Source organism: Ruegeria sp. BF10, from assembly GCF_056538725.1.
Window position 1 is genome coordinate 538,479 of sequence record NZ_JBQFTR010000002.1, and the last position, 25,586, is coordinate 564,064.

Genomic DNA, 25,586 nt, shown 5'->3' on the forward strand with positions numbered 1-25,586 from the left:
CGTTTGCAAAACTGTAATTCGCATGTATCAAATCAGGCAAGACTTTTTTGCATACGTATGCAAAAATGGCGGAGGAAATCCGACTCAATCTGGCTTCACGCCGCTCGCAAAACTATGACTACAATGGTAAAACCGTGAACTTTCAGACAGAAAAAAAACTGGTCTCTGCGTTTCACACCGCACTGGACTCCGCCACAGTGACGGAAACTCCGAAGGTGATGAGCCAATTCTGCGCTTCGGATTTGAGGTGGCGCGGCTTTCACCCGTTCAACGAAATCAACGGCGCCGAACAGGTTGCCCGGCAATTCTGGCAGCCGCTGAAGGGCAGCCTTGCTCACGTGCAGAACCGAGTGGATATTCTGTTTGCGGGACAAAACGCGTTACGCAAGGAAACCGACGTTTGGGTTGTTGCCATGGGCCATCTGATGGGGCTGTTCGACCGACCGTGGCTAGGTATTCGCCCGACCGGCAAGATGGCATTCCTGCGTTATTGCGCGTTCTACAAGGTGGCCGGTGGCAGAATTGTCGAAACGGCGATGTATTTCGACATCCCGCACCTGATGGTCCAGGCTGGCCAGAACCCGTTCCCCCCCCAGACCGCGGCACATCTGGTGCAGCCCGGACCGAGGTCCCATGATGGTTTGCTGCTTGATGAGCAACCCGCAGACGAAGGCGAAAAGACGCTGGCGGTCATCAACGCGATGATTGCGGATCTGGGTCGTTGGGACAGCGGACTGTCGCTGGAAGAAGAATTGGCGCGAACGTGGCATCAGGACATGATCTGGTGGGGCCCCGAAGGAATTGGCGCGACCTACACGATAGAACGCTATGCCAGGCAACACTCTGGCCCGTTTCGCGCCGCCTTCACGGACCGGTCAAAGACCAATCACGTCTGCCGTCTGGCCGAAGGGCATTACGGTGGCTTCTTTGGATGGCCCAACTTCACTGCCACGCCTACAGGGGGTTTCATGGGGATGCCAGCCACCGGCAAACCCGGCGAATTCAGGGTGATCGATATCTATCGCCGCGTCGAAGACAAGCTGGCCGAAAACTGGATCTTCATCGACTTGCTGCATTTCTGGAAAGGGCAGGGTGTGGATATTCTGGCGCGTACCACCGGGATCGAAGCATCATGAAGATAGATGCGCATCACCACCTGTGGGATCTTTCCGCCGTGCACTACCCCTGGCTTACAGAGAAAGGTATCGTTCGGTTTTTCGGCGATCCGTCTTCCATCCAGCGGGACTATTTGCTGCCGGAGTTTCGCGCGGACGCCGAAGCCATGGGGTTCGGCGCTTCGGTTCACATTCAGGTCGGCGCCGCTGACCCCTGGGCCGAGGCGCAGTGGGTACAATCCGTTGCCGACCAGTTCCCGGACTGGCCGTTGGTGCAGGTGGCATTCTGCGATCTGACATCGGATGATCTGGATGCACAGCTCGACCGTCTTCAAACCCTGCCTTCAGTGCGTGGCGTTCGTCAGATTATTGGCCGGGCTCCGGGTGAAGACGCGCTTTCAGGGACCAACGTCCTGCTGCAAGACCCAAAATTCTTGGAAGGTCTTGTGAATCTGGGTGCGCGCGGTCTTTCCTTTGATCTTCAACTGCTGCCTGAGCTGATGGGTCAAGCCGCGAATGTCCTTGCACAGGTTCCGGAGACCCGGATCGTTCTTTGCCACGCAGGTTCGCCCTACGACCGGACTCCGCAAGGGTTGCGACGGTGGGCAGATGAATTGACGGCCTTGTCAAACCTGCCACATGTCTTTTGCAAACTCTCCGGCCTGGGAATGTTCGACCACAACTGGAACGCTGAAAGTGTCTCGCCGATCGTTTCAACTTGCCTGTCCCAGTTTGGCGCCGATCGCTGCATGTTCGGATCGAATTTCCCGGTCGACAGCCTTACTTCGACCTACACGGAAGCCGTTTCCCGGCATGAGAAACTCATCCCGGGGTCGATGCTGGACGACGTCTTTCGCGGCACATCAAAACGTTTCTATCGCATTGAATAGCGACGGTCGTGACAACCGGACTCCCTGCACCGGTTTTCTGAGACGGCTTGGCAATCCCGGCGCGCCGGCTCAGAGGCTGACCGGCGGGCCCGCAGGATCATGTCACCTGTTTCCTTTGATCATCCATTCCCATCGAACACAGAATCGGGCTGTTTCTCTGGCGAGACTGGAATGTCGACTTGTCCGACAGTCCGGACCAATTGGTCAGGATCAGGCTTTGTGCGACGGCTCCGCCCAGCGTGGTGCCGGGACCGGTCACAATGAACAGATCCGGTGCGAACTCATGCGCGGCTTGCGCTATGGCATGGGTGAAATCATAAGTTTCGGTCACTTGGTGGCCCAATGTGTAATCCCAAAGCGCATTCGGGTCGCACGCTCCGGGCCACCATATCCGGCCACGACCGTCGATCAGGGGCAGGTCCGGTTGCCGAAACAGGCCAGCGCCCAGTTGCGTGCGGCCCTGCGCCGAGACCGGAGTCTGAAGATGCGAATGGAACCCGGCATGGTTGGCCAATCGCATTGGAAAACGTTCCTGAACCACCGGTACGGCCTTTTCGAACGCGGCCAAACCGGCGTCATCGCCTGCAAGCACCAACATGCCGCCCAGATCAATCGACAGCGTCAGCGTTGCATCGGTTCGGTCAATGTCATCCACCAAGGCAAGCAGCTCTGCCTTGCGGACCCGGTCAGGATGCCAGTCGGAATCCATGAAAGGATAGATCAATTGGCCGCCGATCATGTTTTCCTGCATCAGAGTGCCCATGGTGTTGACCACCTCGAACCCTCCTTCGGCTGACAGCGCACCGCCGCAGGCCAGCGCCGAATACCAGCCCATCGAATTTCCCGTAACCGCAACCACTTCGATTTTGTCAGGGTTGATGGCGCGGAAATCGCCCAGAGTAGCGGCATAGATCAAAGCAGATGCATTGTCGCCGCGCGTGTGCTTGGCAATGGAATATCGGGCGGCACCGTCCAGTTCGCTGAGGGTATCTTGTCCCCGCGCGCGCCGCATGTCATCAAAGCGCCGCAGCAGGGCCTTGTCGCTGAATTGCCGGCTCAAGATACCCAGTTCGGGTTTGTTGTAAGTACCCCGGCCAGGGCAGATGACGACGGCAGTCTGTTTGGCGGAACTCATGTGCCGGCCTCCATCAAGGATCGCGCGGCGGCTTCGATGCTGTCTTTCGATGGCATGGTCGCAGCATAGGCCGGGCCCGTGGCGATAAAGCTGTCTTCGGCGGTAATACGAGCCAGCGGCACATCGGTGGTTTCGTGGAAATGCGCCATCAAAGCTTCGGCCACGCCGCCATGGTGGCGGGTTTCGTCGACGATCAGGATGCGTTTGGCCCCGGTTACGGCCCGTGTCAGTGCCGCTTTGGGCAAAGGGGACAACCAGCGCATATCGATGATCCGTGTCTTGATCCCGTCGGCCTGCAAGGCCGTGCGCGCCTGATGGCTGAGATAGACGCCATTTCCAAAGGTGACGATGGCCAGATCGTCACCGTCACCGTCCACGCCCACCTCGCCGAAGCCGATCTTTTCAGAAGGGTCGGGATAGGTTTGCATCCAGCCGCCGTCTCCGGCCTCGTGCAGGTCCCGCATCGGGTAGAGCGCGATGGGTTCGAGGAAGACGACCAGCCGCTGTTCTTCACGCGCGAGACGCACGCATTCACGCAGCATCCGCGCGGCGTCGGCACCGTTCGACGGGCAGGCCAGGATCAGGCCCGGAATGTCGCGCAATACAGCGACCGAGTTGTCGTTGTGGAAATGTCCCCCAAACCCTTTTTGATACCCCAGCCCGGCAATGCGCACGACCATCGGGTTGGTGTATTGACCATTCGAGAAAAAGGGCAGGGTGGCGGCCTCACCACGCAGCTGATCCTCGGCATTGTGAAGATACGCCAGAAACTGGATTTCAGGCATTGGCGTGAACCCGTTCTGAGCCATGCCGATCGCCAGGCCCAGGATCGACTGTTCGTCCAGCAACGTGTCGATCATCCGGTCAGGGCCAAACCGTGTTTGCAGCTTTTGGGTCACGCCGTAAACGCCGCCTTTGCGCCCTACATCTTCGCCCATCATGACGATCTCGCCATGTTCCAGCATCAGATCGGTCAGGGCCCAGTTGATCAATCGCGACATGATCTGCGGTTCGGAATGGGCCTTGAGATCGCCGCCGAACACCTCGGCCCGACGCTCGGGGGTTGGGCCGTTGGTCGGTGCGCAGGGGCGTGCGGGCGGGATCAGGCTGGCCATCACCTCTTTTGCGTTTTGCAGGCGCGGGCGTGTGACAGCCTGTTCGGCCACGCGGGCGACCCGGGCGCAGGTATCATTGTAGACGCCTAACGCCTGGTCCGGGCTCATCGCGCCGCACTGATCCAGCAGGCGCACGGAATGCAGCAGCGGGTCGTTGGCCTCTTCGGCCTCAACCTCGGCCTTTGGCATATAGGTGGTTGGCATATCGGCCCCGGCGTGACCGTACAGACGCACGGTCCGAACATGCAGGAAGGCGGGTTTCTTTCGGCTGCGCACATAGTCGGCCGCCTGTTGCGCGACGCGGTAGGTGTCGAACAAATCCAACCCGTCGCACGAGAAATACTTCAGGCCCGGACGGTTGGCGAAAGTGGCCGCGATCCAGCCTTTCGGCGTTTTGGTCGAGATGCCGATCCCGTTGTCTTCGCAGCAGAACATCAGGGGCAGAGGCACAGATTGAAAGGACGTCCACTGCGCCGTGTTGAACGCGCCCTGTGCGGTGGAGTGGTTGGCCGAGGCATCCCCGAAGGAACAAAATACGATGGCATCCTCGGGCATGTCTGCATGCTCAGGGCGATGACGCCGTGCAGCGGCGACGGCATATGCCGCGCCGACCGCTTTGGGAAGATGGCTGGCGATGGTCGAGGTCTGCGGCGGAATGCACAGCGCTTTCGATCCCAGCACCTTGTGACGCCCGCCACTGATCGGGTCCTCGGAAGACGAGGCAAAGGACAGCAGAATATCCCATGTCGGGCTGTGGCCCGGCACCTGATCCGAGCGGGCAATCTGAAAGGCCGCATCGCGGTAGTGCAGAAAGGCCGGATCGGTCGGGCGCAGGGCTGCGGCAACGGCCGCCATGCCCTCATGTCCGGACGACCCGATCGTATAGAACCCCTGACCGGCCTTCTGCATCGCGCGGCTTTGCCGGTCCAGCGCCCGGCTCAGGCATTGCGCCCTGTAAAGCGCGACGGCTTCATGACCGCTCAGCGGTCCGGCCGGTGCGGACCCTTCGGGAAAGTCCCGCGCCGCAACACGGCGCAGGAAATTGTCATGCACGATTGCGGCGCGATCCATGTCTGATGTCCTTAGGCGAAGGCTTGCAGACCTGTCTGCGCACGGCCCAGGATCAGGGCGTGCACATCATGGGTGCCTTCATAGGTGTTGACGGTTTCAAGGTTCACCATGTGACGGATCACGTGAAAGTCCTGACTGATCCCGTTGCCACCATGCATGTCGCGGGCATGACGGGCGATCTCAAGCGCCTTGCCGCAATTGTTCCGTTTGATCAGGCTGACCATCTCGGGCGCGGCGCGGGCCTCGTCCATCAGGCGACCCACGCGCAGCGCGGCTTGCAGGCCCAGCGTGATCTCGGTCTGCATGTTGGCAAGCTTCAGCTGGAACAGTTGTGTCTGCGCCAGCGGACGGCCGAACTGTTTGCGGTCCAGCCCGTATTGCCGGGCCGCGTGCCAGCACGCCTCGGCGGCCCCCATCGACCCCCAGGCAATGCCGTACCTCGCACGGTTCAGACAGCCGAACGGGCCCTTCAGACCTTCGACATTGGGCAGCAGGGCGTCTTCGCCGACCTCGACATTGTTCATCACGATCTCACCGGTGATCGAGGCGCGCAGAGACAGCTTGCCTTCGATCTTGGGGGCCGACAGTCCCGCCGTTCCCTTATCCAGAACAAAGCCCTTGATCTTGCCGCCATGCGCCTCGGACTTGGCCCAAACGACGAACACATCGGCGATCGGGGCGTTCGAGATCCACATTTTGGACCCGTTCAGCACATAGCCGCCCTCGGTTTTCCTTGCGACGGTCTTCATCGAACCGGGGTCGGAACCGGCATCGGGTTCCGTCAGCCCGAAGCAGCCGATAAATTCGCCGGTTGCCAGTTTGGGCAGGTACTTCTGGCGCTGCTCTTCGGTGCCGTATGCGTAAATCGGATACATCACCAGACTGGACTGCACCGACATCATCGAACGATAGCCGCTGTCCACACGCTCGACCTCGCGCGCGACCAGGCCATAGGTCACATAGCTGGACCCAATGCCGCCATATTCCTCAGGGATGGTTGTCCCCAGCAAGCCCATCTCACCCATCTCGCGAAAGATGGCCGGGTCGGTTTCTTCATTGGCAAACGCGGCAGTTACCCGAGGCAGCAGCTTGTCCTGCGCGTAGGCATGTGCTGCGTCACGAACCATGCGTTCGTCTTCGGCCAACTGGTCTTCCATCAGGAACGGGTCGTCCCAGGTGAAGGGGCCAAGGTGCGGGGCGGATTGAGGTTTCATGCAAGTTTCCTTTCCACAGCGGTTTTCAGACGTGCAAGGCCCGCTGCAATTGTATCTTCGGCATAAGCGAACGACAGGCGAAGATGGCCTGGCATCCCAAAGGCGCGGCCGGGCACCAGGGCAACGCCGGCATCTTCCAGCAACCACGTGCAGAATTCCGCGTCGCTGTCAAATGGCCCGCCTTGTTCCTTCAGCAGGCCAGCGCAGGACGGAAAGGCATAAAACGCCCCGTCCGGGGTGGAACAGCGCAGCCCGGGCACGGCATTCAACCCGTCGACGACCAGATCGCGGCGCGCGACAAACAGGGCGCGACGCTCCTCCAGCAACTCGGGTTCGCAAGTTATCGCGGCCAGCGACGCCCATTGCGAGATCGAGCATGCCCCTGATGTGACCTGACCCTGAACAGCGATCATGGCGCTTATCAGATCGGTCGGTCCGATCCCCCAGCCGATGCGCCATCCGGTCATCGACCACGCTTTGGCCACACCGTTGACGATCAACATGCGATGGGTCAGCGCCGGGGCGGCCTCGGCTGCGGACGTGAAAGGTGCAAAGCTGAGATGGCGATAAATCTCATCGGCCAGAACCCAGACCTGCGCGTGGTGCTCCAGCACTTCTGCCAGCCCCGCAAGTTCTGCCTTCGAATAAATCGCGCCCGACGGGTTCGAGGGCGAGTTCAGCATCAGCCAGCGGGTGCGCGGCGTAATGGCGGCCTGCAATTGTTCAGGCAGCAGTTTGAAGCCCTGCTCCATCGGGCAGGGCAAAACCACCGGCACCCCACCTGCCATCCGGACAATATCGGAATAACTCGTCCAATAAGGTGCAGGCATGATCACTTCGTCGCCGGGGTTAAGGCTGGCCAGCATGGCATTCGCGATCACCTGTTTCGCGCCTGTTGAAACGATGACCTGAGCAATCTCGGCCCCCGCTTGTCGGGCGATTTCCGTGCGCAGCGCAGGCACACCCGCAGTGGGCGGGTACTTGGTTTTGCCCTCCAGTGTCGCTGAATGGGCAGCTTCGACCACATGGGGCGGCGTCGGCAGGTCCGGTTCGCCGGTAGACAGCGCAAGAATATCACGCCCTTGGGCGCGCAGGCGGGCGGCGGTCTCTGAGATCTGGACGATTTCCGACAATTCGATACCGTTCAACCGGTCAGCGCGCTGGAACACCATGAACCTTCCTCTGCAAACAGGTTCGGTTCTAGCCAGAAAGTCACTTGATAAAAATACGCCAATAAGTATCCTTTCAGTGACTAAAACTCATGAATGTCATGCCCCGGATCAATTCACTTCCATCTCTTGCGCTCATGCGCAGTTTCGAAGCCGCCGCGCGCCATGAAAGCTATACCATGGCGGCCGAGGAGCTTGGCGTGACCCAAAGCGCGATCAGCCGTCAGGTCCGAGAGCTTGAGGCCGCGATTGGCGTTACGCTGTTTCGGCGGGTCGGACGCGCAGTGCGCCTTTCCAAGGCGGGGCGGGCCTTGCGGGACGAGCTGGCAGGTGATCTTGAGCGTCTCAGTGGTACGATCAACCGTGCAATTGCAGCCGGAGACGGTGCGTCGCTGTTGACGCTGGCCGTCCTGCCCACCTTTGCGACACGGTGGCTGGTGCCGCGCCTGCCGGATTTCAAAACGCGCCATCCCGGGATCGAACTGGATCTGCATTCCTACACGACTCCTTTCAGCCTTGAAGAACGACGCATGGATCTGGCCATCCATTTCGGGCAGGAGGATTGGCCGGGTGCGCAACTGCGCAGGTTGTTCCCCGAGCATCTGGTGGTCACGGCAGCACCCGCGCTGCTGAGACGTCACAGGCTGGACACCCGCGCGCAAACCTTTGATCTGCCGCTTTTGCATCTGACCTCGCGCCCCGAACTGTGGTCCACCTATCACTCTCAACTCGGGCTGGATCCGGGGGCGGTTTTTCCGGGGATGCGGTTTGACCAGTTCTCGATGCTGATCGAGGCCGCCGTCGTCGGTTTGGGTGCCGCCATTCTGCCCTCTTACCTGATAGAAGAAGAGCTGGCGTCCGGCGTTCTGACCGAAATCGGCCAGATCACCAACACGTCGAACAGCGCCTATTACATTGCGACGCCAACTGGTCAGAAGAACGACGCGGTTCAGGCTTTTGCAAACTGGATCAGCAAGCAGACGCGGGCACGCGCGTAACTGGGCAAATACAGAAGATTGAACTCATTGCCCGCAGGCACGTCTCAGGCAAAAACCTGTTTGAGCCAGGTTTCAAACATCTGTTTTGCCGCAGAGTTCGCGTTCGATCTCTGGCCATCGACAAGGAAATGGCTCTGTTCGATTGGAATGGCGTCCCCGACAATCGCGATGGATCTTCCGGCCTCGATTGCCGTTCTGGCAAAGCGCTCAAGGATTACCGCGTATCCTCCACCTTCCGCCACGATGTCCACGGCGGCAATTGTCGTGTCCACGGTGAAGGCAGACGCCGCAGGAGAATACTCTGTGCCGAAAGCGGAAAAATACCGGTGCCACATGTCCTGAAATCCCAAGATCTGTATCTGGGGCTTGACCAGCAGTTCTTTCGTCGAAGGCCATTTCCGTTCTCGTGATCTGGCAGCAACCGGAACGATGCGCTCATCCGAGATCTTGCTGAACGGCCCGTCGTTCCATTCCCCGTTCCCCAAACGCAGTTCGACATCGACGTTTTCCCTGCCTGCGGATTCTGCCCAGATATTTGAAACCAACCTGATCGACACACCCGGGTGTGTGCGTGAAAACTCGGGCAATCTGCCGGCAAGGAACAAGCTGGCCGTGGAAATCGGCACACGCACGACCAGCTCGTGCTTTTGACTGGAGCCAAACAGGCTTGCGGTTGATAGGTCGATATCGCCCAAGGCACGCCGAACTGAAAACGCATACGCCTGCCCGACCTCTGTCAGGCTGAGGTTTCGCGCGGCGCGAAAGAACAAAGGACAGCCCAGCTGAGCTTCCAATGAGCGGACGTGCAGGCTCAAGGCCGTCTGTGTGATGCCAAGTTCTTCTGCCGCAGCAGTAAAGCTCATATGCCGTGCGGCACAGTCAAAAGACCGCAGCCAGACCAGATTGGGCGATTTGGACATTTCCAGCACCAAAAAATTTTATGGATACCGGCGATGTTTATTCGTTTTACACGCTGCATTCAACGCCCGTAGATTTCATCAGGGAAAACAGTGCTGGTCCTCTGATTGGCCACCGGAAAGGGAACGCAGGTATGAAAGTTGGATTCATCGGCCTTGGAAATGTCGGCGGGAAACTCAGTGGCAGTTTGCTGCGCAATGGCGTTGATCTGACCGTACATGATCTGAGCTCTGACCTGGTGTCAGGTTTCGTCGACCGCGGGGCAAAGGCTGCCGAGAATCCGGCACAACTGATGCGGGATTGTGATGCGGTCATCACCTGCCTACCTTCTCCGGCGGCTTCGGACGCCGTGATGCAGGACATGCTGCCCGAAGTGACCGAGGGCAAAATCTGGATGGAAATGTCCACGACGGATGAAGCAGAGGTCAAGCGTCTGGGTTCGATGGTGAAGGAACGCGGTGGCGCTGCCGTCGATTGTCCGGTTTCGGGCGGGTGTCATCGGGCGGATACCGGCAACATTTCGATTTTTGCCGGATGTGATCGCGCCACGTTCGAACGTATTCTGCCCTTTCTGACCACGATGGGGCGTCGCATCCTTCATACCGGTGAGCTGGGATCTGCTTCGGTACTGAAAGTGCTGACCAACTATCTGGCCACCGCAAACCTGATCACCTGTTCAGAGGCGCTTGTCGTCGCCAAGGCCGCCGGAATGGATTTGAACACGGCGTATGAGGCAATGAAGATCAGTTCGGGGACATCCTTCGTGCATGAAACCGAAAGCCAGGTTATCCTAAACGGATCTCGCGATATCTCGTTCACGATGGACCTGGTGTTGAAGGATATCGGCCTGTTTCAGGAGGTCGCGGATCGCGCCGGGGTGCCGCTGGAGATCAATCCGCTGATGATCGAGATTTTCAGGGACGGGATCGAGAAATACGGCCCTCGTGAGTTTTCCCCCAACATCATCCGCCGGCTTGAAGACAAAACCGGGCTGGATATCCGCGCGCCGGGGTTCCCATCGGAAATGCGGGACGATGAACCGGAAGAGCCCGGTTACGAAGTGATCCCGCAAGGATCTGACCTGAAGGCCGCCGAATAGGGCGGTGCGCGGCGGGCAGGAAACGGGTCTACGCCATGGCGGGTCGTCATTCTTGCGCCATTGCATTCGCCGACATGGGCGGATCCTGCATCACGCCTGAAGCAAATCGGCTGGAACGTCTGGCCGTTTTTCGTGCCGCCGTTTCTGAGGGGAGCGGTTCGTTTTCCGGTGCCGGTGTCCGCAAGAAACCGGATGGGCGGGGCAGGTCGCGCAAGGCGCTCGACAACCGCCGCCCGTCCCGCGAATAGGTCACATCATGTATCGCCGGCCATCACGCAAACATCCTTACGAGCCGCCTCCGGCTTGGTCCTGCAAAGGCGACTTTATTCAGGAAAGGACAATCACGTGACGACCCCAGATGGGAACCCTCAGGACATCACCAAAGCAAACCCCGAGCCCGGCCCCATGAGCCGCGAATGGTATTGGCACCCGGACTTGCCGGTGAAATACGCCCCGTACTGGAACTGGCCGCCGAAAACCGGCGTCCTGGCGAAATGGGTTTGGCAGAACTGGCTTCAGTTCTCGGACCGCTCGATCTTTCTGGCCTTGGCCTTCCTGGTGGCCTTCTGGGTACAACCCGTCGGTGTCGGGCAGGCCTCGTTTGCCCCGGGCTGGGTGTCATGGGTATTCATTCGGAACTGGGTGCTGCTGTTGATCGTCGCCGGTGGCCTGCACATGTGGTTCTATGGGGTCGACGGGCAGGGAAAGCTGCTGAAATACGACCCACGGCCTTACATGAAGCGCAAGAACGCTTTGTACAAGTTCGGCTATCAGACGTGGGACAACATCTACCATTCGATGGTCTTTGGCGCGACATTCCTGTCGATGCTGGAGTGCTTTCTGCGCTGGATGTATGCCAACAACTATATCGCCACGCTCAGCTTCGCGGCGCATCCGGTCTGGTTCGTGTTGCTGTTCCCGACCCTGGCGATCTGGCAGAGCTTTCATTTCTACGTTGTACACCTGCTTCTGCACCAGCCATTCATCTACAAGCATGTTCATGCCGTGCATCACCGCAACGTCAACACCGGCCCATGGTCAGGCATGTCGATGCACCCCGTCGAGGCTTTCGGGTATCTCAGCGCCATCCTTATCGTGTTGGTATTGCCCAGCCACCCGGTGCACATGATCTTTCTGGGCTATTGGCTTATGCTGGGTGCCGCCTCGTCTCATTCCGGGTACGAGGCCATCTGGGCGCGCGACCGTCAGGCGTTGTTGATTGGGGCGTTTTTCCACCAGTTGCATCACCGGTATTACGAATGCAATTACGGCAACGCGGAAATGCCCTGGGACAAGTGGTTCGGAACCTATCACGACGGCTCGGAAGAGGCCACGAAACGAACACGCAACCGCAAACGTGACATGCACGCCAAATAGAGCGGCGCGCAACGCGGGCGGTGCACAGATGGCACCACTTTGGCGGATCACTTGTTTTGCCCGACAGCGCTTGACTGAACCGACCCGGTTGGCGAAATCCTGACCCTGTACGAAACTGGGCGTGCGGGGCCGGATGGCATTTCCTTCGGGCCCGATTATACTGGGCAAATGAAAGATACTGCTCCAGATTGGTTTGAATCCTGTGTCAGCCGGCTGACCACGACAAGCACCCAGCGGGTGTGGTCAGTTCTGGTCACGATTTTCGGCGATCTGGCGCAGGATGGGTCGGATCAGATCAGTGGATCACTCATCACGGCGCTTACGCGTCTGGCGGGGATCAGGGCCGAGGCCACACGGGTTGCGTTGCATCGGTTGCGCAAGGAAGGCTGGATTGAAAGCACGCGGGTCGGTCGGAACAGTGTGCACAGGCTGACCAGCTTTGGTCGCCGTCAAAGCGTTGCAGCCGCACCGCGTATCTATTCCCGCGACTCGAACATGCCGGATATCTGGCATGTTCTTATCGCCAGCAACTCGGAAAGTTCCCGGAAGGAATTGTCGGATCTGATGCTGACAGGGGATTACTTCTCGCTGAATGCGTCCACGGCCATGGCGCCCGGGCCGATGCCGGATGATCTTGAGGAGCTTCTGGGTTTCGAGAGCGACACGATGTCCGTCCCGAACTGGCTTCGCGACCTGTGCGGGCCGGAGCCGTTGAAAACCGCCTATGATCAGTTCTGGGATGCCATTCAGGTTGTTGAGCGGCTTTTGCCCGCAGAGGGGGCGGGCGATCCGATGCGTTCGGCGGTTCTGCGTGTTCTGGTCGTGCACGCCTGGCGACGCATCGTTCTGCGCCATCCAAGCCTGCCGCCGGTTTTCCTGCCGGACGACTGGAAAGGTGCGGCGTGCAGAGAAGCTGTCTCGCACTTGTTGGAAAGGCTGCCGCGCCCCTCGCTATCGAGTTTGGAAGCCGAGCTGATGGACTGACCCACAGCGGGGCAAAGCTCGGGCGAGCTGTTGGGTTTCCTGCCATAATCAAAAAGTGACTGCGCTGTTTTGTGCCGTCGCAAAAACCGCTTCGGTCAGAAGGCACATTTAATGTTACAGGATGTGCGACATGTGAGAAGATTGAGTAACATAAGTCTTGCATCGAATCAGGGGAGGATTTATTAACCGACCAGACGGTTGATATTGTTCCTTGGGAACAGGAGTACTCTAAGATGGACGCTTTCATTTGTGACGCGACGCGCACTCCGATCGGACGGTACGGAGGGGCGCTATCGTCGGTCCGCACAGATGATCTGGCTGCTCTTCCGTTGGCGGCATTGAAGGCGCGCAACCCTCAGGTCGACTGGGCCAGTGTTGACGACGTGATCTATGGCGATGCCAATCAGGCGGGCGAGAGCAACCGAAACGTTGCGCGTATGGCTGCTCTTCTGGCGGGTTTGCCGATTGACGTTCCGGGAACGACGGTGAACCGTCTATGTGCCAGCGGCATGGATGCTGTGGGTATGGCGGCGCGCGGCATCAAGGCGGGCGACTACGATCTGGCCATCGCGGGGGGCGTGGAAAGCATGTCACGCGCGCCGTTCGTGATGCCCAAGGCAAGTTCGGCGTTCACCCGCAGCAATGCGGTGTACGACACCACGATCGGCTGGCGTTTCGTGAACCCGAAGATGAAGCAGGCATACGGCGTCGATTCCATGCCGCAAACGGCCGACAATGTCGCCGAAGACTATGGTATCAGCCGGGAAGACCAGGATGCCTTTGCCGCGCGCAGCCAGTCCCGCTGGGCCACCGCGCACGCGGCAGGCGTGTTCAAGGATGAAATCACCCCGGTTTCGGTTCCCCAGCGCAAGGGCGATCCGATTGTCGTTGATACGGATGAGCACCCGCGCCCGGGAACAACGGCCGAAAAACTCGCGGGTCTGAAAGGTGTGAACGGGCCCGACAAGACTGTGACGGCGGGGAATGCGTCCGGTGTGAATGATGGTGCGGCGGCGATCCTGATGGCGAATGAGGCCGCAGCAGCCAAGAACGGTCTGACCCCGATGGCCCGAGTGGTTGGCATGTCGGTTGCGGGTGTTGCGCCACGTGTGATGGGCATCGGTCCGGTACCGGCCAGCCGCAAGGTGTTGGCCCGGGCAGGGCTGAGCGTGGATCAGATGGACGTGATCGAACTGAACGAGGCATTTGCGTCTCAGGGCCTTGCCACCTTGCGCGAGCTGGGTCTTCCCGACGACGCGGCCCACGTGAACCCCAATGGTGGTGCGATAGCGCTGGGCCATCCCCTTGGCATGAGCGGTGCGCGTCTTGTGCTGACCGCGGCCTATCAATTGAAACGTACCGGCGGGCGCTATGCCCTGTGCACCATGTGTGTGGGTGTCGGGCAGGGTGCGGCCCTTATACTTGAACGCGTGTAACGGAGGAGACGGGACATGTATGCTCAGATGGTAGAATCCGAAGCGTCGAATGAAGATCCGGACAAGCTTGCTGAATTCCAGGCGCGGATCGACGCGGATATCAAGATCGAGCCCAAGGACTGGATGCCTCACGGGTATCGCAAGACGCTGATCCGTCAGATTGGCCAGCACGCTCATTCCGAGATTGTGGGTCAATTGCCCGAAGGCAACTGGATCACGCGCGCGCCGACACTGGAGCGGAAGGCGATCCTTCTCGCCAAGGTGCAGGACGAGGCCGGGCATGGTCTTTACCTGTATTGTGCCGCCGAAACGCTGGGTGTCAGCCGCGATGAGCTGACCGAGATGCTGCTGGATGGCCGCATGAAATACTCGTCGATCTTCAATTACCCGACCTTGAACTGGGCCGATATCGGTGCCGTCGGGTGGCTGGTTGACGGCGCGGCGATCATGAACCAGGTGCCGCTGCAAAGAACGTCCTACGGGCCGTATTCGCGCGCGATGATCCGCATCTGCAAGGAAGAAAGCTTTCACCAGCGCCAGGGGTACGATGCCATTCGCAAGATGGCCGAAGGCACGCCGGAACAGCGCAAGATGGCCCAGGATGCGATGAACCGTTTCTGGTACCCGTCACTGATGATGTTTGGCCCGTCCGACAAGGACTCGGTGCATTCGGCCCAGTCGATGGCGTGGAAGATCAAGATCAACACCAATGACGAGCTGCGCCAGAAATTCGTCGACCAGACCGTGCCGCAGGCTGAATATCTGGGCCTGACGATCCCTGACCCGGATCTGAAGTGGAATGAAGAGCGGGGGCACTACGACTTTACGGAACCCGACTGGTCCGAGTTCTTTGACGTGATCAAAGGCAACGGCCCCTGCAACGTGGACCGGCTGGCCGCGCGCAACAAGGCATGGGACGACGGCAAGTGGGTCCGTGACGGGCTGTTGGCCCACGCCCGCAAGAAAAAGGCCGGCAATCTGGCTGCTGAATAAGCTTACCCTGAGGAGGATACCCGATGAATACCGAATGGCCCCTGTGGGAAATCTTCATCCGCGGTCAGCATGGGATGAGCCACCGACATGTCGGTTCGCTACATGCCCCTGACGCGGAAATGGCAATCAAGAACGCGCGCGACGTCTACACCCGCCGCAACGAAGGCGTCTCGATCTGGGTGGTCGAAGCCAACAATATCTCGGCGTCATCGCCCAGCGACAAAGGCCCGCTGTACGAACCAAGCGAAAGCAAGGTGTACCGGCACCCGACCTTCTTCGACATTCCCGATGAAGTGGGGGCAATGTGATGACCCGGGATGAGGCATTTCTGCAATTCCTGCTGCGGATGGGGGACAACACACTGATCCTCGGGCATCGTGTCAGTGAGTGGTGCGGCCATGCGCCGGTTCTGGAAGAAGACATAGCGCTGGCCAACACCGCGCTGGACCTGATTGGCCAGACCCAGATGTGGCTGGGCCTTGCAGGAGAGGCCGATGGTGGCAAAAGCGCCGACGATCTGGCTTTCCTGCGCGACGCCTGGGATTTCCGCAACGTGTTGCTGGTCGAGGTGCCGAACGGCGATTTCGGTCGTACGCTGATGCGTCAATTCCTGTTCGATGCGTGGCACTCGATCATGCTGGGACGCCTGATGGCATCTTCGGACCAGCGGGTTGCGGCAATCGCCGCCAAGGCCAGCAAGGAAGTGACCTACCATCTGGAACGTTCGGGCGACACGGTCGTGGGGCTTGGTGACGGAACCGAGGAAAGCCATGCCCGGATGCAGGACGCACTGGATTACCTGTGGCCCTATGTGGGCGAGATGTTTGCCAGCGACGAGGTTGACGCCCAGATGGTCGCCGCAGGTATCGCGCCGAACCCGGCGGATTTGCGAGAGGAATACGACGCGCTGGTTGAGCGGGTCCTCAATCAGGCAACGCTGAGTATTCCGGAAAGCCGTTTTGCCCATAAAGGCGGCCGCGACGGGCGCATGCATACCGAACATCTGGGCCATCTGCTGACGCAGATGCAATGGCTGCAACGCGCCTATCCCGGAGCAAAGTGGTAAAAGCGGATGCGGGTCTCGACTGACCAGATATGGAGCTGGCTGGATGCCGTGCCCGATCCCGAAATCCCGGTGATTTCCGTCGTGGATTTGGGCATAGTGCGCGATGTGCGCTGGGATGCTGACACGCTGGTCGTAACCGTCACGCCAACGTATTCCGGTTGCCCGGCGACATCCATCATCAGTCTGGATATCGAAACCGCCCTGCGCGATCACGGCATCGGGGATCTGCGCATAGAAACCAGCATTTCACCCGCCTGGACCACCGATTGGCTCAGCGAAAAAGGCCGCGCCAAGCTGGAAGATTATGGAATTGCGCCGCCGCAACCCGCGGGCGGCCCGGATCGCTGCCCGCATTGCGGCAGCAAAGCAGTCGAAAAGGTCAGCCAGTTCGGCTCGACCCCGTGCAAGGCCCATTGGCGCTGCACGGACTGTCTGGAACCCTTTGACTATTTCAAGTGCATCTGAGGAGGAGCACCGGATGGCACGTTTTCACGACCTGAAAGTCACCGACATCCACAAAACCATCCGCGATGCGGTTGTCGTTACGCTTGAACCCGTTAACGGCGCAGCGGATCAGTTCGACTTCGCCGCCGGCCAGTACCTGACGTTCCGGCGCGAATTCGACGGCGAAGAACTGCGCCGCTCCTACTCCATCTGTGCCGGCAAGGATGACGGTGTTCTTCAGGTCGGCATAAAACGCGTCGAGGGTGGTGCGTTCTCAAGCTGGGCAAATGAAGAGCTCAACATAGGTGACGTCGTGCAGGCGATGCCACCAATGGGCAATTTTCACGTACCCATCGATGCGGATGCGGAAAAACACTACCTTGGCTTTGCCGGCGGATCGGGGATCACGCCTGTTCTGTCGATCCTCAAAACCACTTTGGCCCGCGAACCCAAATCCCGTTTTACGCTGATCTATGCCAACAAGGGCATCAACACGATCATGTTCCGTGAAGAACTGGAGGATCTGAAGAACCTCTATATGGGCCGGCTGAACGTCATCCACATTCTGGAAACGGACGCGCAGGAGATTGACCTGTTCACCGGTCTGGTAACGCAGGAAAAATGCCGCGAGCTGTTCAAGCACTGGATCGATGTCAAGACTGCCGACACCGCATTCATCTGCGGACCAGAGCCGATGATGCTGGGTATTGCCGCCGCTCTGCGGGAACACGGTCTTGAGGACAGCCAGATCAAGTTCGAACTCTTTGCCAGCGCCCAGCCGGGTCGGGCCAAGCGCGAGACAAGTGCGGCCGACGCAGGCACGCAGGCAAACCAGACCAGCGCTTTGATCACATTGGATGGCGCGACGCAGACCGTGACCTTGCCGAAAGATCAGTCCATTCTGGATGCAGCCTTGGAAAACGCCATGGATGCGCCTTACGCCTGCAAAGCCGGGGTTTGTTCGACCTGCCGCTGCCGTGTTCTTGAGGGCGAGGTCGAGATGCTCGCCAATCACGCGCTGGAAGATTACGAGGTCGAAAAAGGTTACGTGCTGAGTTGTCAGGCTTACCCGGTGACCGACCGCGTGGTCGTGGACTACGACCAGTAAAGGGAGAGGATCAATGACCGACGCCATGACACTCGACAGCTACCTGGCCGCAGGCGGAGTGCTGACCAATCCGACCAACGTACCGCCGCGTTACCGCGCCGAGCTGATGAAACTGATGGCTACGTTTGTGGACAGCGAACTCGCAGGTGCCGCAGGCTTTGCTGATGTCATCAACCAGGGCCCTGGCATAAAGGAACGTATCGCGGCGGCGAAGATCGTGCTGGAAAAGACGGACCACGCGGACCGGGTTCTGAAAATCATGGGTGAGTTCGGCGCCGACACGGATCGTTATGCCACGCATCACCCCTGGACTGCCCGGTTGGATCGAAAAGCGGATATCGGCGCGACCCGCAGCGAACATGACATGCGGCTTGCGGTGTTCAATTATCCGATTGCCGGTTGGACTGACGCCGTCGTCATGAACCTGCTGATGAGCCGTGCCGTGGCAGAGCAACTGGCGGAGTTCTCGACCGTCTCTTATCAACCACTCGCCGAGGCTTTCCGGCAGATCGCACCGATCGAGGCGCATCACGGCGAACTGGCGTTGGAAGGTGCTGTGAAGCTGGTTGAAAACGGAGAGTCGCAAGATATGCAAGACGCTGTGGACTATTGGTGGCCCCGCGTAGCTGTGTCTTTCGGGAGGGATGACCCGAAACGATTTGAGCATCTGAGATCACTTGGCTTGCGCCACAGCACCAACGCTGCCCTTCGGGAAAGGTGGACGCGGGCAGCGGATGCAGCCCTGAAAAAGCTGGGTTTGAAATCACCTTCCTAAAAGCACGTCTCAAGGAGTGAGACCAATCCGTTTCCGAGGCGATCTGACAAGCGCGTTGGCGATTGAGATGTGTTCCTGAAGGATCGTTTGGTTGCAACACGCTGGGTCAGAGAAGCGGCAACGTCAGGTTTCCCTGACATTGCCGTCGGACATGATGCAGCTGCTGGTTATTTCGGTCTGCGAGCTGATCCGCCCTGTCTCCTGCAAGGTTGAACCCGGCCGGTTTCTCAACCCGAGCCGGGTTTGCAACGGGGCTAGAGACACTCGGCCAGAGTTTTTGCCATGTTGAGAATGACTTGCGGGTAGAGATCCGCTCCGGGTTCCAGATCAGAGCCCAGCGGATCGATGACGCCCGTTTTGGCCTCGGTCCCGTCCAGCACGGTTTTGACGATGCCGGGGTTGAACTGTGGCTCGGCCAGAACGCAGCTGATACCTTCTTCGCGGATACGGCTTTGAATCTCGGCGATACGAGCCGGGCTCGGGTCCGAGGCGTCGGCGATGGAAATCGCACCTGCGGCTGGAAAGTCAAATGCATCCTCGAAATACTGGTAGGCGTCGTGGAACACGACGAAGCTTCCTCCGCGAACCGGTCCAAGCGTCTCGGCCACTTGTGCAGACAGCGCGGCCAATTCCGCGCGCGCGGCCGCGGCATTGGCAAAATATGCACCTGCATTGTCCGGATCGGCAGACGACAGCTGTGCGGCGATCAGGTTCAGCCAGGTTTCTGCATTTGCGGGTGAAAGCCATGCATGTGGATCGTGCTCGCCATGCGCGTGATCGTGATGCTCATCATGCCTTTCTTGAACGGCATGTTCTTCGTGATCGTGGTCATCATCCTTGGCGTGGTCGTCGTGATCATCATCCTTTGCATGATCGTCGTGACCATGTTCATGATCATCATGATCGTGCCCGTCGTCTTCGACGTGCTCATCATCATGATCATGTTCCTCTTCGCCGGCATGTTCATGTGCCTCGAAAACGGCGCTTTCGCGGAACTCCAGAAGAACCGTACCATCGGCGTCAAGTAGGGACGTGACCGTCGCACTGTCGGCAAGGGTTTCGATGGCGCTTTCCATCCAAGGTGTCAGGTCTTCTCCCACCCAGAACACCAGATCGGCATCCTGCAATGCGGCCGCCTCGGATGGGCGCAGGTTGTATTCATGAGGCGAGGCACCTGGTGCGACGATCAGGGCCGGTGTTCCGACGCCGTCCATAACCCGGGAAACAAGCGAGTGGATAGGCGCGATATCGACCGCGACGTTCGGAACGTCCGCGATGGCGGTTCCTCCCATCAATGCAACCGTGATCGAAACTGGAAGAAGCTTTCTGGACATCAGACCCTCTGTGTGATTTTATAACGTTACGAGTGGCAATACATGATATGAAATAACATGACAAGTGATACGAATCCTGTCTCTGTCGATGAGGCGGCCCCGGTCGGGTTTCAGGAACATGACCACCAGACTTGCGTCAAAACGGCGTTGTTATCCGCCGAGGCACGGTGCAAGGGCGAGGGGCTGCGCCTGACGCCGGTTCGCCGCAAGGTCTTGGAAATGCTGCTGCAAGAGCATCGGGCCCTTGGTGCCTATGCCATCCTTGACCGATTGCGAGAGGAAGGGTTCGGATCTCAACCACCGGTCGCCTATCGGGCGCTTGATTTCCTTGTTCAAAACGGGTTCGTTCACAAGATCGAGCGCCTGAATGCGTTCGTCGCCTGTTCTCATCCCGGCGCGTCGCATTCTCCGGCATTCATGATTTGCAGGAAGTGCGATGCGGTTGCCGAAGCGCAGTCTGCGCCGGCTAAAGGTGTTCTTGGTGCTGCCGCGCGCGCTGCGGGTTTCGAGATCGAGCGAACGGTTGTAGAAGCCGAGGGACTTTGCCCCGACTGCACCGAAAAGGCCTGAAAATGACGCTCGTCTGTGTCGAGAATCTCAGTGTGCGCTACGGCGCCAATACTGTTCTGAGCCATGTGGATATGGCAGTCGAACCTGGTGAGATCGTCACCATCGTCGGGCCAAACGGATCGGGTAAAACCAGCCTGTTGCGCGCCATCATTGGCGCGACCAGGCCATGTGCCGGGCATGTATCACTGAAACCCGGATTGAAGATCGGATATGTGCCGCAGAAACTGCATGTGGATCCCACCTTGCCAATCTCGGTCGAGAGGTTCATGCGCCTGACGGATCGCGTTTCACGTCGCCAATGCGTCGAGGCGCTGGAAACGGCGGGCGTCCCGGATCTGTTGAAACGTCAGATGTCGCAACTGTCGGGCGGTCAGTTTCAGCGTGTGTTGCTGGCGCGGGCGCTGATCAACAAACCTGACCTTCTGCTGCTGGATGAGGCGACCCAAGGGCTGGACCAGCGCGGTTCGGCGAGTTTCTACCAGCAAATCGAGGCCGTACGCCGCGAAACCGGATGTGCAATCCTGATGATCAGTCACGAATTGCACGTGGTCATGAGCGCCTCGGACAGGGTGATTTGTCTCAACGGGCATGTCTGCTGTGAAGGATCGCCGGCGGTGGTCGCTTCGGCACCCGAATACCGGGCCTTGTTCGGAACGGGAACAGGCGGTGCGCTTGCCCTGTACCGGCACGAGCATGATCACAATCACGACCATGATGCAAACCCTCAGGAAGCGGCGGAATGATGCTTGACGATTTCATGATGCGGGCAACGCTCGCAGGTATCGGTGTTGCGTTTGCGGCTGCTCCTCTTGGGTGTTTCGTGGTGTGGCGCCGCATGGCGTATTTCGGTGACGCAACCGCACATGCCGCAATTCTGGGCGTGGCCCTGTCGCTGACCTTTCAGATGTCGATCTTCACCGGAGCGCTGGCCGTTGCACTGATTATGGCGCTGACGGTCACCTTGTTGGCCGGTCGTGGCTATGCGATGGACACGCTGCTGGGGGTCCTGGCGCATTCCGCTTTGGCCTTCGGTCTGGTTGCTGTCTCGTTTTTGTCCGGCGTCCGCATAGATTTGATGGCGTATCTGTTCGGGGATATTCTTGCGGTTTCCCGATCGGATCTGCTGGTGATCTGGGGCGGCGCCGCGCTTGTCGTGGCGCTGATCGCCTGGCGATGGGCTCAGCTTTTGACGGCCACATTGAATGAGGAACTGGCCTATGCCAGTGGTTTCGACCCGAGACGGGAACAGTTGATCCTGACCCTGTCTCTGGCGGTAACCGTGGCTGTTGCGATCAAGGTCGTGGGGGTATTGCTGATTGCGGCGATGCTGATCATTCCCGCGGCGGCGGCACGAAATCTGGCCCGATCGCCCGAATCAATGGCATTGATAGCGGCCGCAATAGGCGCGTTTTCCGCGATTGCGGGGCTCAGAGCGGCTTATGTGTTCGATACTCCGGCGGGGCCTTCGATAGTCTGCGTGGCCGCTGTTTTGTTTGCCTGTCTCAGCCTGGTGGGGTGGCGAACGCAGGGCAGGGCTTGATCGACCCGGGCGGTATGCGAACGTCATTCACGCTAACCAGATGTTGTCCGATGCCGGTGCGCATAAAAAAGGCCCGCAGACCAGGTGCGGGCCTAATTCATTCCTTGATGAAAAAGCTTACTGCGGAATCTCGCCTTCCAGCCCTTCAACATAGAAGTTCATGCCAGCCAGCGTGCCATCGTCAGCGGTTTCGCCTTCAGCCAGCCAGTCGCTTCCGTCCTGCTTCTTCAGCGGACCGGTGAACGCGTGATAGCTGCCATCTGCAAGCGCCGCCTTCAGGGCCAGCGCCTCTTCTTTGACATCTGCGGGAACCGCGTCCGAAATCTCGCCGATTTCAACCATTCCTGCTCCGATACCGTCCCAGGTGTTGGAGGATGTCCATGTCCCGTCCATTACCGCTTTAGTCCGCGCGATGTAATAGGGGGCCCAGTTGTCGATGATCGATGACACACGCGGGAGCGGTGCGTATTCGCTCATGTCCGATGCCTGACCGAAGGTGATCACGTTGCCGGCCTCTTGCGCCGCTGCTTGCGGTGCTGTCGAGTCGGTGTGTTGCAGGATTACGTCCGCGCCCTGTTCGATCAAAACGGTGGCGGCGTCAGCTTCTTTCGCCGGGTCGAACCACGTGTAGGCCCAGACGATCTTGAACTCGACATCCGGGTTCACCTTCTTGGCGTGCATATAGGCCGAGTTGATGCCGCGGATCACCTCGGGGATCGGGTAGGACCCGATATAGCCGATGATGTTCGACTTGGTCATTTTACCGGCGATGTGGCCCTGAACCGCGCGGCCTTCGTAGAAGCGGGCCGAGTAGACCGAGACGTTGTCGGCGGTTTTATAGCCGGTTGCATGCTCGAATTTCACGTTCGGGAATTTCTTGGCCACGTTGATGGTCGGGTCCATGTAACCGAACGAAGTGGTAAAGATCAGATCCGCGCCTTCCAGCGCCATCTGCGTCATCACACGCTCGGCGTCCGGGCCTTCGGGAACCGATTCAACGAATACGGTTTCAACCTTGTCGCCGAACTCTTTTTCAACGGCCTGCCGGCCCTTGTCATGTTCATAGGTCCAGCCGCCATCGCCGACCGGGCCGACATAGACGAAACCGACTTTGGTCTTGTCTTCGGCCATGGCCCCCGAGGCCAGACCCAGCGCCATGGCGGCGCTCGTCAGAAGTGCGGTGAATTTCATGTGTTACTCCCCAAATTGGTACTGTTGGCCCCTAGTGTGAGGCATGGAATATCCGGCCCAGCGAAGCAGGCGCGCTGCTCTTGTCGGCCGAAAGGATCACAAGCACAAGGATCGTGATGATATAGGGCGACATTGCCAGATACTCGACGGGAATGGCAACGCCTGCCGCCTGCAAATTAAGCTGCAACACGGTAATGCCGCCGAACAAATAGGCACCCAACAGGACCCGCCACGGTTTCCAGCTTGCAAAGACAACAAGGGCCAATGCGATCCAGCCGACGCCGGCGGTCATGCCCTCGGTCCACTGCGGCACGCGGATCAGGCTGATATAAGCCCCGCCCAGACCGGCGCAGGCGCCGCCGAACATGATGGCCAGAATGCGGATCTTGATCACCTTGTAGCCAAGCGCATGCGCGGCATCGTGGTTTTCACCGACGGCCCGCAGGATCAGACCAACACGCGTGTATTTCAGCACCGCCCAGACGGCCGCCGTGATCGCGATGCCCAGGTACAGGATCGGGTCATGTTGGAACAGGATCGGGCCGACAACCGGGATATCGCTGATCAGCGGAATATGGATGTCGCCCATACTGGGGGGTTTGATCCCCACATAGCTCTGCCCGATCAGTGCACTGAACCCAAGGCCGAACAGGGTCAGAGCCAGACCGCTGGCCACCTGATTGGCCAATGCAAACTGCGTCAGCAAGACGAACAGCAGCGAAAGAACAGCGCCGCCGATGGCGGCAGCGACAAAGCCCAGCCAGGGCGAGCCGGTCTCGACCGAGATGGCAAAGCCGCTGATCGCACCCACGATCATCATGCCTTCGACGCCTAGGTTCAGAACACCTGACTTTTCGACGACCAGCTCTCCGATTGCTGCAAGCAGCAGGGGCGTTGCGGCCACCATCAGTGAGGCGACCAGAAGTACGGGGTTGATTTGGCCAAGATCCATGAGTCACGCCACCTCTTTTCGGGCCGCACGGATGCGGTAGTTGGTCAACAGGTCTAAGGCCAGCAGGAAGAACAGAAGCATGCCCTGGAACACCTGAATGGCAGCGGCTGGCAGGCCCAGCTGAGACTGCGCGATTTCACCGCCGATATAGGTGAGCGCCATCAGAAACCCGGCAAGAAGTATGCCTACCGGGTGCAGGCGGCCCAGAAAGGCCACGATGATTGCTGTGAAACCATAGCCGACGTTGAAATCAATGCTGACCTGACCCGAAGGCCCGGATACTTCGAACATCCCGGCCAGACCGGCCAGAGCGCCGGACATCCCAAGACAGAACAGGATCAGGCGGGCGGGGTTTACACCCGCAAACTTGGCCGCACGGGGTGCTTCACCCGTCAAACGAATGTGGAAGCCCAACATGTGACGATTGAGCAGCACATAGGCAAAAATCACCGCGATGAAAGCCGCGACCACACCCCAGTGCATCCCGGAACCGATGATCAATTCAGCATTGTGAGCACTTTCATAAGATTGCAGGTTGCGCGATCCCGGAAAGCCGAACCCCTCGGGGTTTTTCAGCAACCCCAGCGAAACCGAGGCCAGCATCTGCTCGGCCACGTAAACCAGCATCAGCGACACGAGGATTTCGTTGGTGCCGAAGCGTACTTTCAGAACAGCCGGGATCATTGCCCACAGCCAGCCACCGAAGGCACCGGCGATGACCATGATCGGGAATATGTACCATGCCTCAAGCGGGTAGAATGCCAGCCCGGCACCCGCACCGAAAATGGCGCCCATGATATACTGGCCCTCGGCCCCGATATTCCAGATGCCTGCCCGAAACCCCAACGAAAGGCCGATGGCGATCAGCACCAGCGGCGCGCCTTTCACCAGCAGCTGCGGGCGGTAATAAAAGGCGAATTCACCAAAAAGAGGTTCCCAGAAGATGGTGCCGATGGCCTCGACCGGATTCTTGCCCAGTATGGCGAACAACAAACCACCAAAAAACATCGTCGCCAAAACTGCAACCAACGGCGTCGCATAAGACCAGACCCTGGAAGGCTGAGGACGTTTCTCCAGCACAATCATCAGCTC

General features: G+C 59.2%; 26 protein-coding genes. 17 read left to right on the top strand and 9 right to left on the bottom strand.

What is annotated here, in order from left to right; translation table 11 throughout:
• Positions 1–134 precede the first annotated feature (134 nt).
• Both ACR0DJ_RS12300 and ACR0DJ_RS12305 read left to right on the top strand, forming a co-directional pair.
• Positions 135–1,136, top strand: coding sequence for a nuclear transport factor 2 family protein (locus ACR0DJ_RS12300; RefSeq protein WP_257601213.1), 1,002 nt, complete (start codon positions 135–137; stop codon positions 1,134–1,136).
• Positions 1,133–2,005, top strand: a complete 873-nt coding sequence (locus ACR0DJ_RS12305) for an amidohydrolase family protein (protein WP_480685153.1) — start codon at positions 1,133–1,135, stop codon at positions 2,003–2,005. The genes ACR0DJ_RS12300 and ACR0DJ_RS12305 overlap by 4 nt, the downstream gene beginning before the upstream one ends.
• 97 nt (positions 2,006–2,102) lie before the next feature.
• Here the strand turns inward: ACR0DJ_RS12305 and ACR0DJ_RS12310 are convergent, their stop codons facing one another.
• The 4 genes from ACR0DJ_RS12310 to ACR0DJ_RS12325 are packed head-to-tail and all read right to left on the bottom strand — an operon-like array spanning position 2,103 to position 7,712.
• Positions 2,103–3,140, bottom strand: coding sequence for an ACP S-malonyltransferase (locus tag ACR0DJ_RS12310; protein ID WP_480685154.1), 1,038 nt, complete (start codon positions 3,138–3,140; stop codon positions 2,103–2,105).
• The gene (locus ACR0DJ_RS12315) at positions 3,137–5,326 is read right to left on the bottom strand and encodes a thiamine pyrophosphate-dependent enzyme (RefSeq protein WP_425079124.1); all 2,190 of its coding nucleotides are present in this window, start codon (positions 5,324–5,326) and stop codon (positions 3,137–3,139) included. Before ACR0DJ_RS12315 ends, ACR0DJ_RS12310 begins: the two co-directional genes overlap by 4 nt.
• A gap of 11 nt (positions 5,327–5,337) precedes the next feature.
• The gene (locus tag ACR0DJ_RS12320; protein ID WP_170346870.1) at positions 5,338–6,540 is read right to left on the bottom strand and encodes an acyl-CoA dehydrogenase; all 1,203 of its coding nucleotides are present in this window, start codon (positions 6,538–6,540) and stop codon (positions 5,338–5,340) included.
• Complete coding sequence (locus ACR0DJ_RS12325) at positions 6,537–7,712, bottom strand: pyridoxal phosphate-dependent aminotransferase (RefSeq protein WP_480685156.1); 1,176 nt, start codon at positions 7,710–7,712, stop codon at positions 6,537–6,539. Before ACR0DJ_RS12325 ends, ACR0DJ_RS12320 begins: the two co-directional genes overlap by 4 nt.
• A gap of 134 nt (positions 7,713–7,846) precedes the next feature.
• On the opposite strand from ACR0DJ_RS12325, the gene ACR0DJ_RS12330 reads away from it, so the two are divergent.
• Positions 7,847–8,707: a LysR family transcriptional regulator gene (locus tag ACR0DJ_RS12330; protein ID WP_480686267.1), complete on the top strand. Its 861-nt coding sequence runs from the start codon at positions 7,847–7,849 to the stop codon at positions 8,705–8,707.
• Positions 8,708–8,751: 44 nt separating this feature from the next.
• Here the strand turns inward: ACR0DJ_RS12330 and ACR0DJ_RS12335 are convergent, their stop codons facing one another.
• On the bottom strand, positions 8,752–9,627 hold the full coding sequence (locus ACR0DJ_RS12335) for a LysR family transcriptional regulator (RefSeq protein ID WP_425079121.1): 876 nt from the start codon (positions 9,625–9,627) through the stop codon (positions 8,752–8,754).
• A 131-nt stretch (positions 9,628–9,758) separates the two neighbouring features.
• On the opposite strand from ACR0DJ_RS12335, the gene ACR0DJ_RS12340 reads away from it, so the two are divergent.
• From ACR0DJ_RS12340 to ACR0DJ_RS12390, 11 genes are all read left to right on the top strand, one after another.
• Positions 9,759–10,724 (top strand): NAD(P)-dependent oxidoreductase, encoded by a 966-nt coding sequence (locus ACR0DJ_RS12340; RefSeq protein WP_480685157.1) that lies wholly within the window; start codon positions 9,759–9,761, stop codon positions 10,722–10,724.
• Positions 10,725–10,759: 35 nt separating this feature from the next.
• On the top strand, positions 10,760–10,972 hold the full coding sequence (locus ACR0DJ_RS12345) for a hypothetical protein (protein WP_480685159.1): 213 nt from the start codon (positions 10,760–10,762) through the stop codon (positions 10,970–10,972).
• Between the two features lie 97 nt (positions 10,973–11,069).
• Entirely contained in the window at positions 11,070–12,101 is a 1,032-nt protein-coding gene (locus ACR0DJ_RS12350) for a sterol desaturase family protein (protein ID WP_480685160.1), read from the top strand.
• Positions 12,102–12,269: 168 nt separating this feature from the next.
• Positions 12,270–13,085 carry a PaaX family transcriptional regulator C-terminal domain-containing protein gene (locus ACR0DJ_RS12355; protein WP_480685162.1) on the top strand — a complete coding sequence of 272 codons (816 nt, stop codon included), beginning with the start codon at positions 12,270–12,272 and terminating at the stop codon, positions 13,083–13,085.
• A gap of 233 nt (positions 13,086–13,318) precedes the next feature.
• Positions 13,319–14,521 carry a 3-oxoadipyl-CoA thiolase gene (pcaF, locus tag ACR0DJ_RS12360; protein WP_170346877.1) on the top strand — a complete coding sequence of 401 codons (1,203 nt, stop codon included), beginning with the start codon at positions 13,319–13,321 and terminating at the stop codon, positions 14,519–14,521.
• 15 nt (positions 14,522–14,536) lie between these two features.
• Positions 14,537–15,514, top strand: a complete 978-nt coding sequence (gene paaA, locus ACR0DJ_RS12365) for a 1,2-phenylacetyl-CoA epoxidase subunit PaaA (protein ID WP_152460123.1) — start codon at positions 14,537–14,539, stop codon at positions 15,512–15,514.
• A 23-nt stretch (positions 15,515–15,537) separates the two neighbouring features.
• Positions 15,538–15,822, top strand: a complete 285-nt coding sequence (gene paaB / locus ACR0DJ_RS12370; protein WP_050604311.1) for a 1,2-phenylacetyl-CoA epoxidase subunit PaaB — start codon at positions 15,538–15,540, stop codon at positions 15,820–15,822.
• Positions 15,822–16,580, top strand: a complete 759-nt coding sequence (gene paaC / locus ACR0DJ_RS12375; protein WP_170346878.1) for a 1,2-phenylacetyl-CoA epoxidase subunit PaaC — start codon at positions 15,822–15,824, stop codon at positions 16,578–16,580. The genes paaB and paaC overlap by 1 nt, the downstream gene beginning before the upstream one ends.
• A 6-nt stretch (positions 16,581–16,586) precedes the next feature.
• The gene (paaD, locus tag ACR0DJ_RS12380; RefSeq protein ID WP_170346879.1) at positions 16,587–17,045 is read left to right on the top strand and encodes a 1,2-phenylacetyl-CoA epoxidase subunit PaaD; all 459 of its coding nucleotides are present in this window, start codon (positions 16,587–16,589) and stop codon (positions 17,043–17,045) included.
• Positions 17,046–17,058: 13 nt separating this feature from the next.
• Positions 17,059–18,132 (top strand): 1,2-phenylacetyl-CoA epoxidase subunit PaaE, encoded by a 1,074-nt coding sequence (paaE, locus tag ACR0DJ_RS12385; protein WP_257601224.1) that lies wholly within the window; start codon positions 17,059–17,061, stop codon positions 18,130–18,132.
• Between the two features lie 13 nt (positions 18,133–18,145).
• The gene (locus tag ACR0DJ_RS12390) at positions 18,146–18,907 is read left to right on the top strand and encodes a Phenylacetic acid catabolic protein (protein WP_170346881.1); all 762 of its coding nucleotides are present in this window, start codon (positions 18,146–18,148) and stop codon (positions 18,905–18,907) included.
• Positions 18,908–19,161: 254 nt separating this feature from the next.
• On the opposite strand, the gene ACR0DJ_RS12395 is transcribed toward ACR0DJ_RS12390, so the two are convergent.
• Complete coding sequence (locus ACR0DJ_RS12395) at positions 19,162–20,241, bottom strand: zinc ABC transporter substrate-binding protein (RefSeq protein ID WP_480685165.1); 1,080 nt, start codon at positions 20,239–20,241, stop codon at positions 19,162–19,164.
• A 57-nt stretch (positions 20,242–20,298) separates the two neighbouring features.
• Between ACR0DJ_RS12395 and ACR0DJ_RS12400 the strand changes: the two genes are divergently transcribed.
• The 3 genes from ACR0DJ_RS12400 to ACR0DJ_RS12410 are packed head-to-tail and all read left to right on the top strand — an operon-like array spanning position 20,299 to position 22,351.
• Positions 20,299–20,811, top strand: a complete 513-nt coding sequence (locus ACR0DJ_RS12400) for a Fur family transcriptional regulator (RefSeq protein WP_170346883.1) — start codon at positions 20,299–20,301, stop codon at positions 20,809–20,811.
• 2 nt (positions 20,812–20,813) lie between these two features.
• Positions 20,814–21,554: a metal ABC transporter ATP-binding protein gene (locus ACR0DJ_RS12405; protein WP_170346884.1), complete on the top strand. Its 741-nt coding sequence runs from the start codon at positions 20,814–20,816 to the stop codon at positions 21,552–21,554.
• Positions 21,554–22,351: a metal ABC transporter permease gene (locus ACR0DJ_RS12410; protein WP_170346929.1), complete on the top strand. Its 798-nt coding sequence runs from the start codon at positions 21,554–21,556 to the stop codon at positions 22,349–22,351. The genes ACR0DJ_RS12405 and ACR0DJ_RS12410 overlap by 1 nt, the downstream gene beginning before the upstream one ends.
• Before the next feature lie 117 nt (positions 22,352–22,468).
• On the opposite strand, the gene ACR0DJ_RS12415 is transcribed toward ACR0DJ_RS12410, so the two are convergent.
• Genes ACR0DJ_RS12415 through ACR0DJ_RS12425 form a run of 3 tightly spaced genes read right to left on the bottom strand, consistent with a single transcriptional unit; the run spans position 22,469 to position 25,580 of the window.
• The gene (locus ACR0DJ_RS12415; protein WP_480685167.1) at positions 22,469–23,542 is read right to left on the bottom strand and encodes a BMP family ABC transporter substrate-binding protein; all 1,074 of its coding nucleotides are present in this window, start codon (positions 23,540–23,542) and stop codon (positions 22,469–22,471) included.
• 31 nt (positions 23,543–23,573) lie between these two features.
• The gene (locus tag ACR0DJ_RS12420; RefSeq protein ID WP_257601226.1) at positions 23,574–24,494 is read right to left on the bottom strand and encodes an ABC transporter permease; all 921 of its coding nucleotides are present in this window, start codon (positions 24,492–24,494) and stop codon (positions 23,574–23,576) included.
• 3 nt (positions 24,495–24,497) lie between these two features.
• Positions 24,498–25,580: an ABC transporter permease gene (locus ACR0DJ_RS12425; RefSeq protein WP_170346887.1), complete on the bottom strand. Its 1,083-nt coding sequence runs from the start codon at positions 25,578–25,580 to the stop codon at positions 24,498–24,500.
• Positions 25,581–25,586 lie beyond the last annotated feature (6 nt).

Coding starts and splice junctions, on each gene's coding strand:
- ACR0DJ_RS12335 (WP_425079121.1), bottom strand. CDS start 9,627: ATGTCCAAATCGCCCAATCTGGTCTGGCTGCGGTCTTTTGACTGTGCC.
- paaC (WP_170346878.1), top strand. CDS start 15,822: ATGACCCGGGATGAGGCATTTCTGCAATTCCTGCTGCGGATGGGGGAC.
- paaD (WP_170346879.1), top strand. CDS start 16,587: ATGCGGGTCTCGACTGACCAGATATGGAGCTGGCTGGATGCCGTGCCC.
- ACR0DJ_RS12310 (WP_480685154.1), bottom strand. CDS start 3,140: ATGAGTTCCGCCAAACAGACTGCCGTCGTCATCTGCCCTGGCCGGGGT.
- paaB (WP_050604311.1), top strand. CDS start 15,538: ATGAATACCGAATGGCCCCTGTGGGAAATCTTCATCCGCGGTCAGCAT.
- ACR0DJ_RS12325 (WP_480685156.1), bottom strand. CDS start 7,712: ATGGTGTTCCAGCGCGCTGACCGGTTGAACGGTATCGAATTGTCGGAA.
- paaA (WP_152460123.1), top strand. CDS start 14,537: ATGTATGCTCAGATGGTAGAATCCGAAGCGTCGAATGAAGATCCGGAC.
- ACR0DJ_RS12390 (WP_170346881.1), top strand. CDS start 18,146: ATGACCGACGCCATGACACTCGACAGCTACCTGGCCGCAGGCGGAGTG.
- ACR0DJ_RS12425 (WP_170346887.1), bottom strand. CDS start 25,580: ATGATTGTGCTGGAGAAACGTCCTCAGCCTTCCAGGGTCTGGTCTTAT.
- ACR0DJ_RS12410 (WP_170346929.1), top strand. CDS start 21,554: ATGCTTGACGATTTCATGATGCGGGCAACGCTCGCAGGTATCGGTGTT.
- ACR0DJ_RS12330 (WP_480686267.1), top strand. CDS start 7,847: ATGCGCAGTTTCGAAGCCGCCGCGCGCCATGAAAGCTATACCATGGCG.
- ACR0DJ_RS12345 (WP_480685159.1), top strand. CDS start 10,760: ATGGCGGGTCGTCATTCTTGCGCCATTGCATTCGCCGACATGGGCGGA.
- ACR0DJ_RS12415 (WP_480685167.1), bottom strand. CDS start 23,542: ATGAAATTCACCGCACTTCTGACGAGCGCCGCCATGGCGCTGGGTCTG.
- pcaF (WP_170346877.1), top strand. CDS start 13,319: ATGGACGCTTTCATTTGTGACGCGACGCGCACTCCGATCGGACGGTAC.
- paaE (WP_257601224.1), top strand. CDS start 17,059: ATGGCACGTTTTCACGACCTGAAAGTCACCGACATCCACAAAACCATC.
- ACR0DJ_RS12395 (WP_480685165.1), bottom strand. CDS start 20,241: ATGTCCAGAAAGCTTCTTCCAGTTTCGATCACGGTTGCATTGATGGGA.
- ACR0DJ_RS12400 (WP_170346883.1), top strand. CDS start 20,299: ATGACAAGTGATACGAATCCTGTCTCTGTCGATGAGGCGGCCCCGGTC.
- ACR0DJ_RS12355 (WP_480685162.1), top strand. CDS start 12,270: ATGAAAGATACTGCTCCAGATTGGTTTGAATCCTGTGTCAGCCGGCTG.
- ACR0DJ_RS12315 (WP_425079124.1), bottom strand. CDS start 5,326: ATGGATCGCGCCGCAATCGTGCATGACAATTTCCTGCGCCGTGTTGCG.
- ACR0DJ_RS12340 (WP_480685157.1), top strand. CDS start 9,759: ATGAAAGTTGGATTCATCGGCCTTGGAAATGTCGGCGGGAAACTCAGT.
- ACR0DJ_RS12320 (WP_170346870.1), bottom strand. CDS start 6,540: ATGAAACCTCAATCCGCCCCGCACCTTGGCCCCTTCACCTGGGACGAC.
- ACR0DJ_RS12405 (WP_170346884.1), top strand. CDS start 20,814: ATGACGCTCGTCTGTGTCGAGAATCTCAGTGTGCGCTACGGCGCCAAT.
- ACR0DJ_RS12305 (WP_480685153.1), top strand. CDS start 1,133: ATGAAGATAGATGCGCATCACCACCTGTGGGATCTTTCCGCCGTGCAC.
- ACR0DJ_RS12420 (WP_257601226.1), bottom strand. CDS start 24,494: ATGGATCTTGGCCAAATCAACCCCGTACTTCTGGTCGCCTCACTGATG.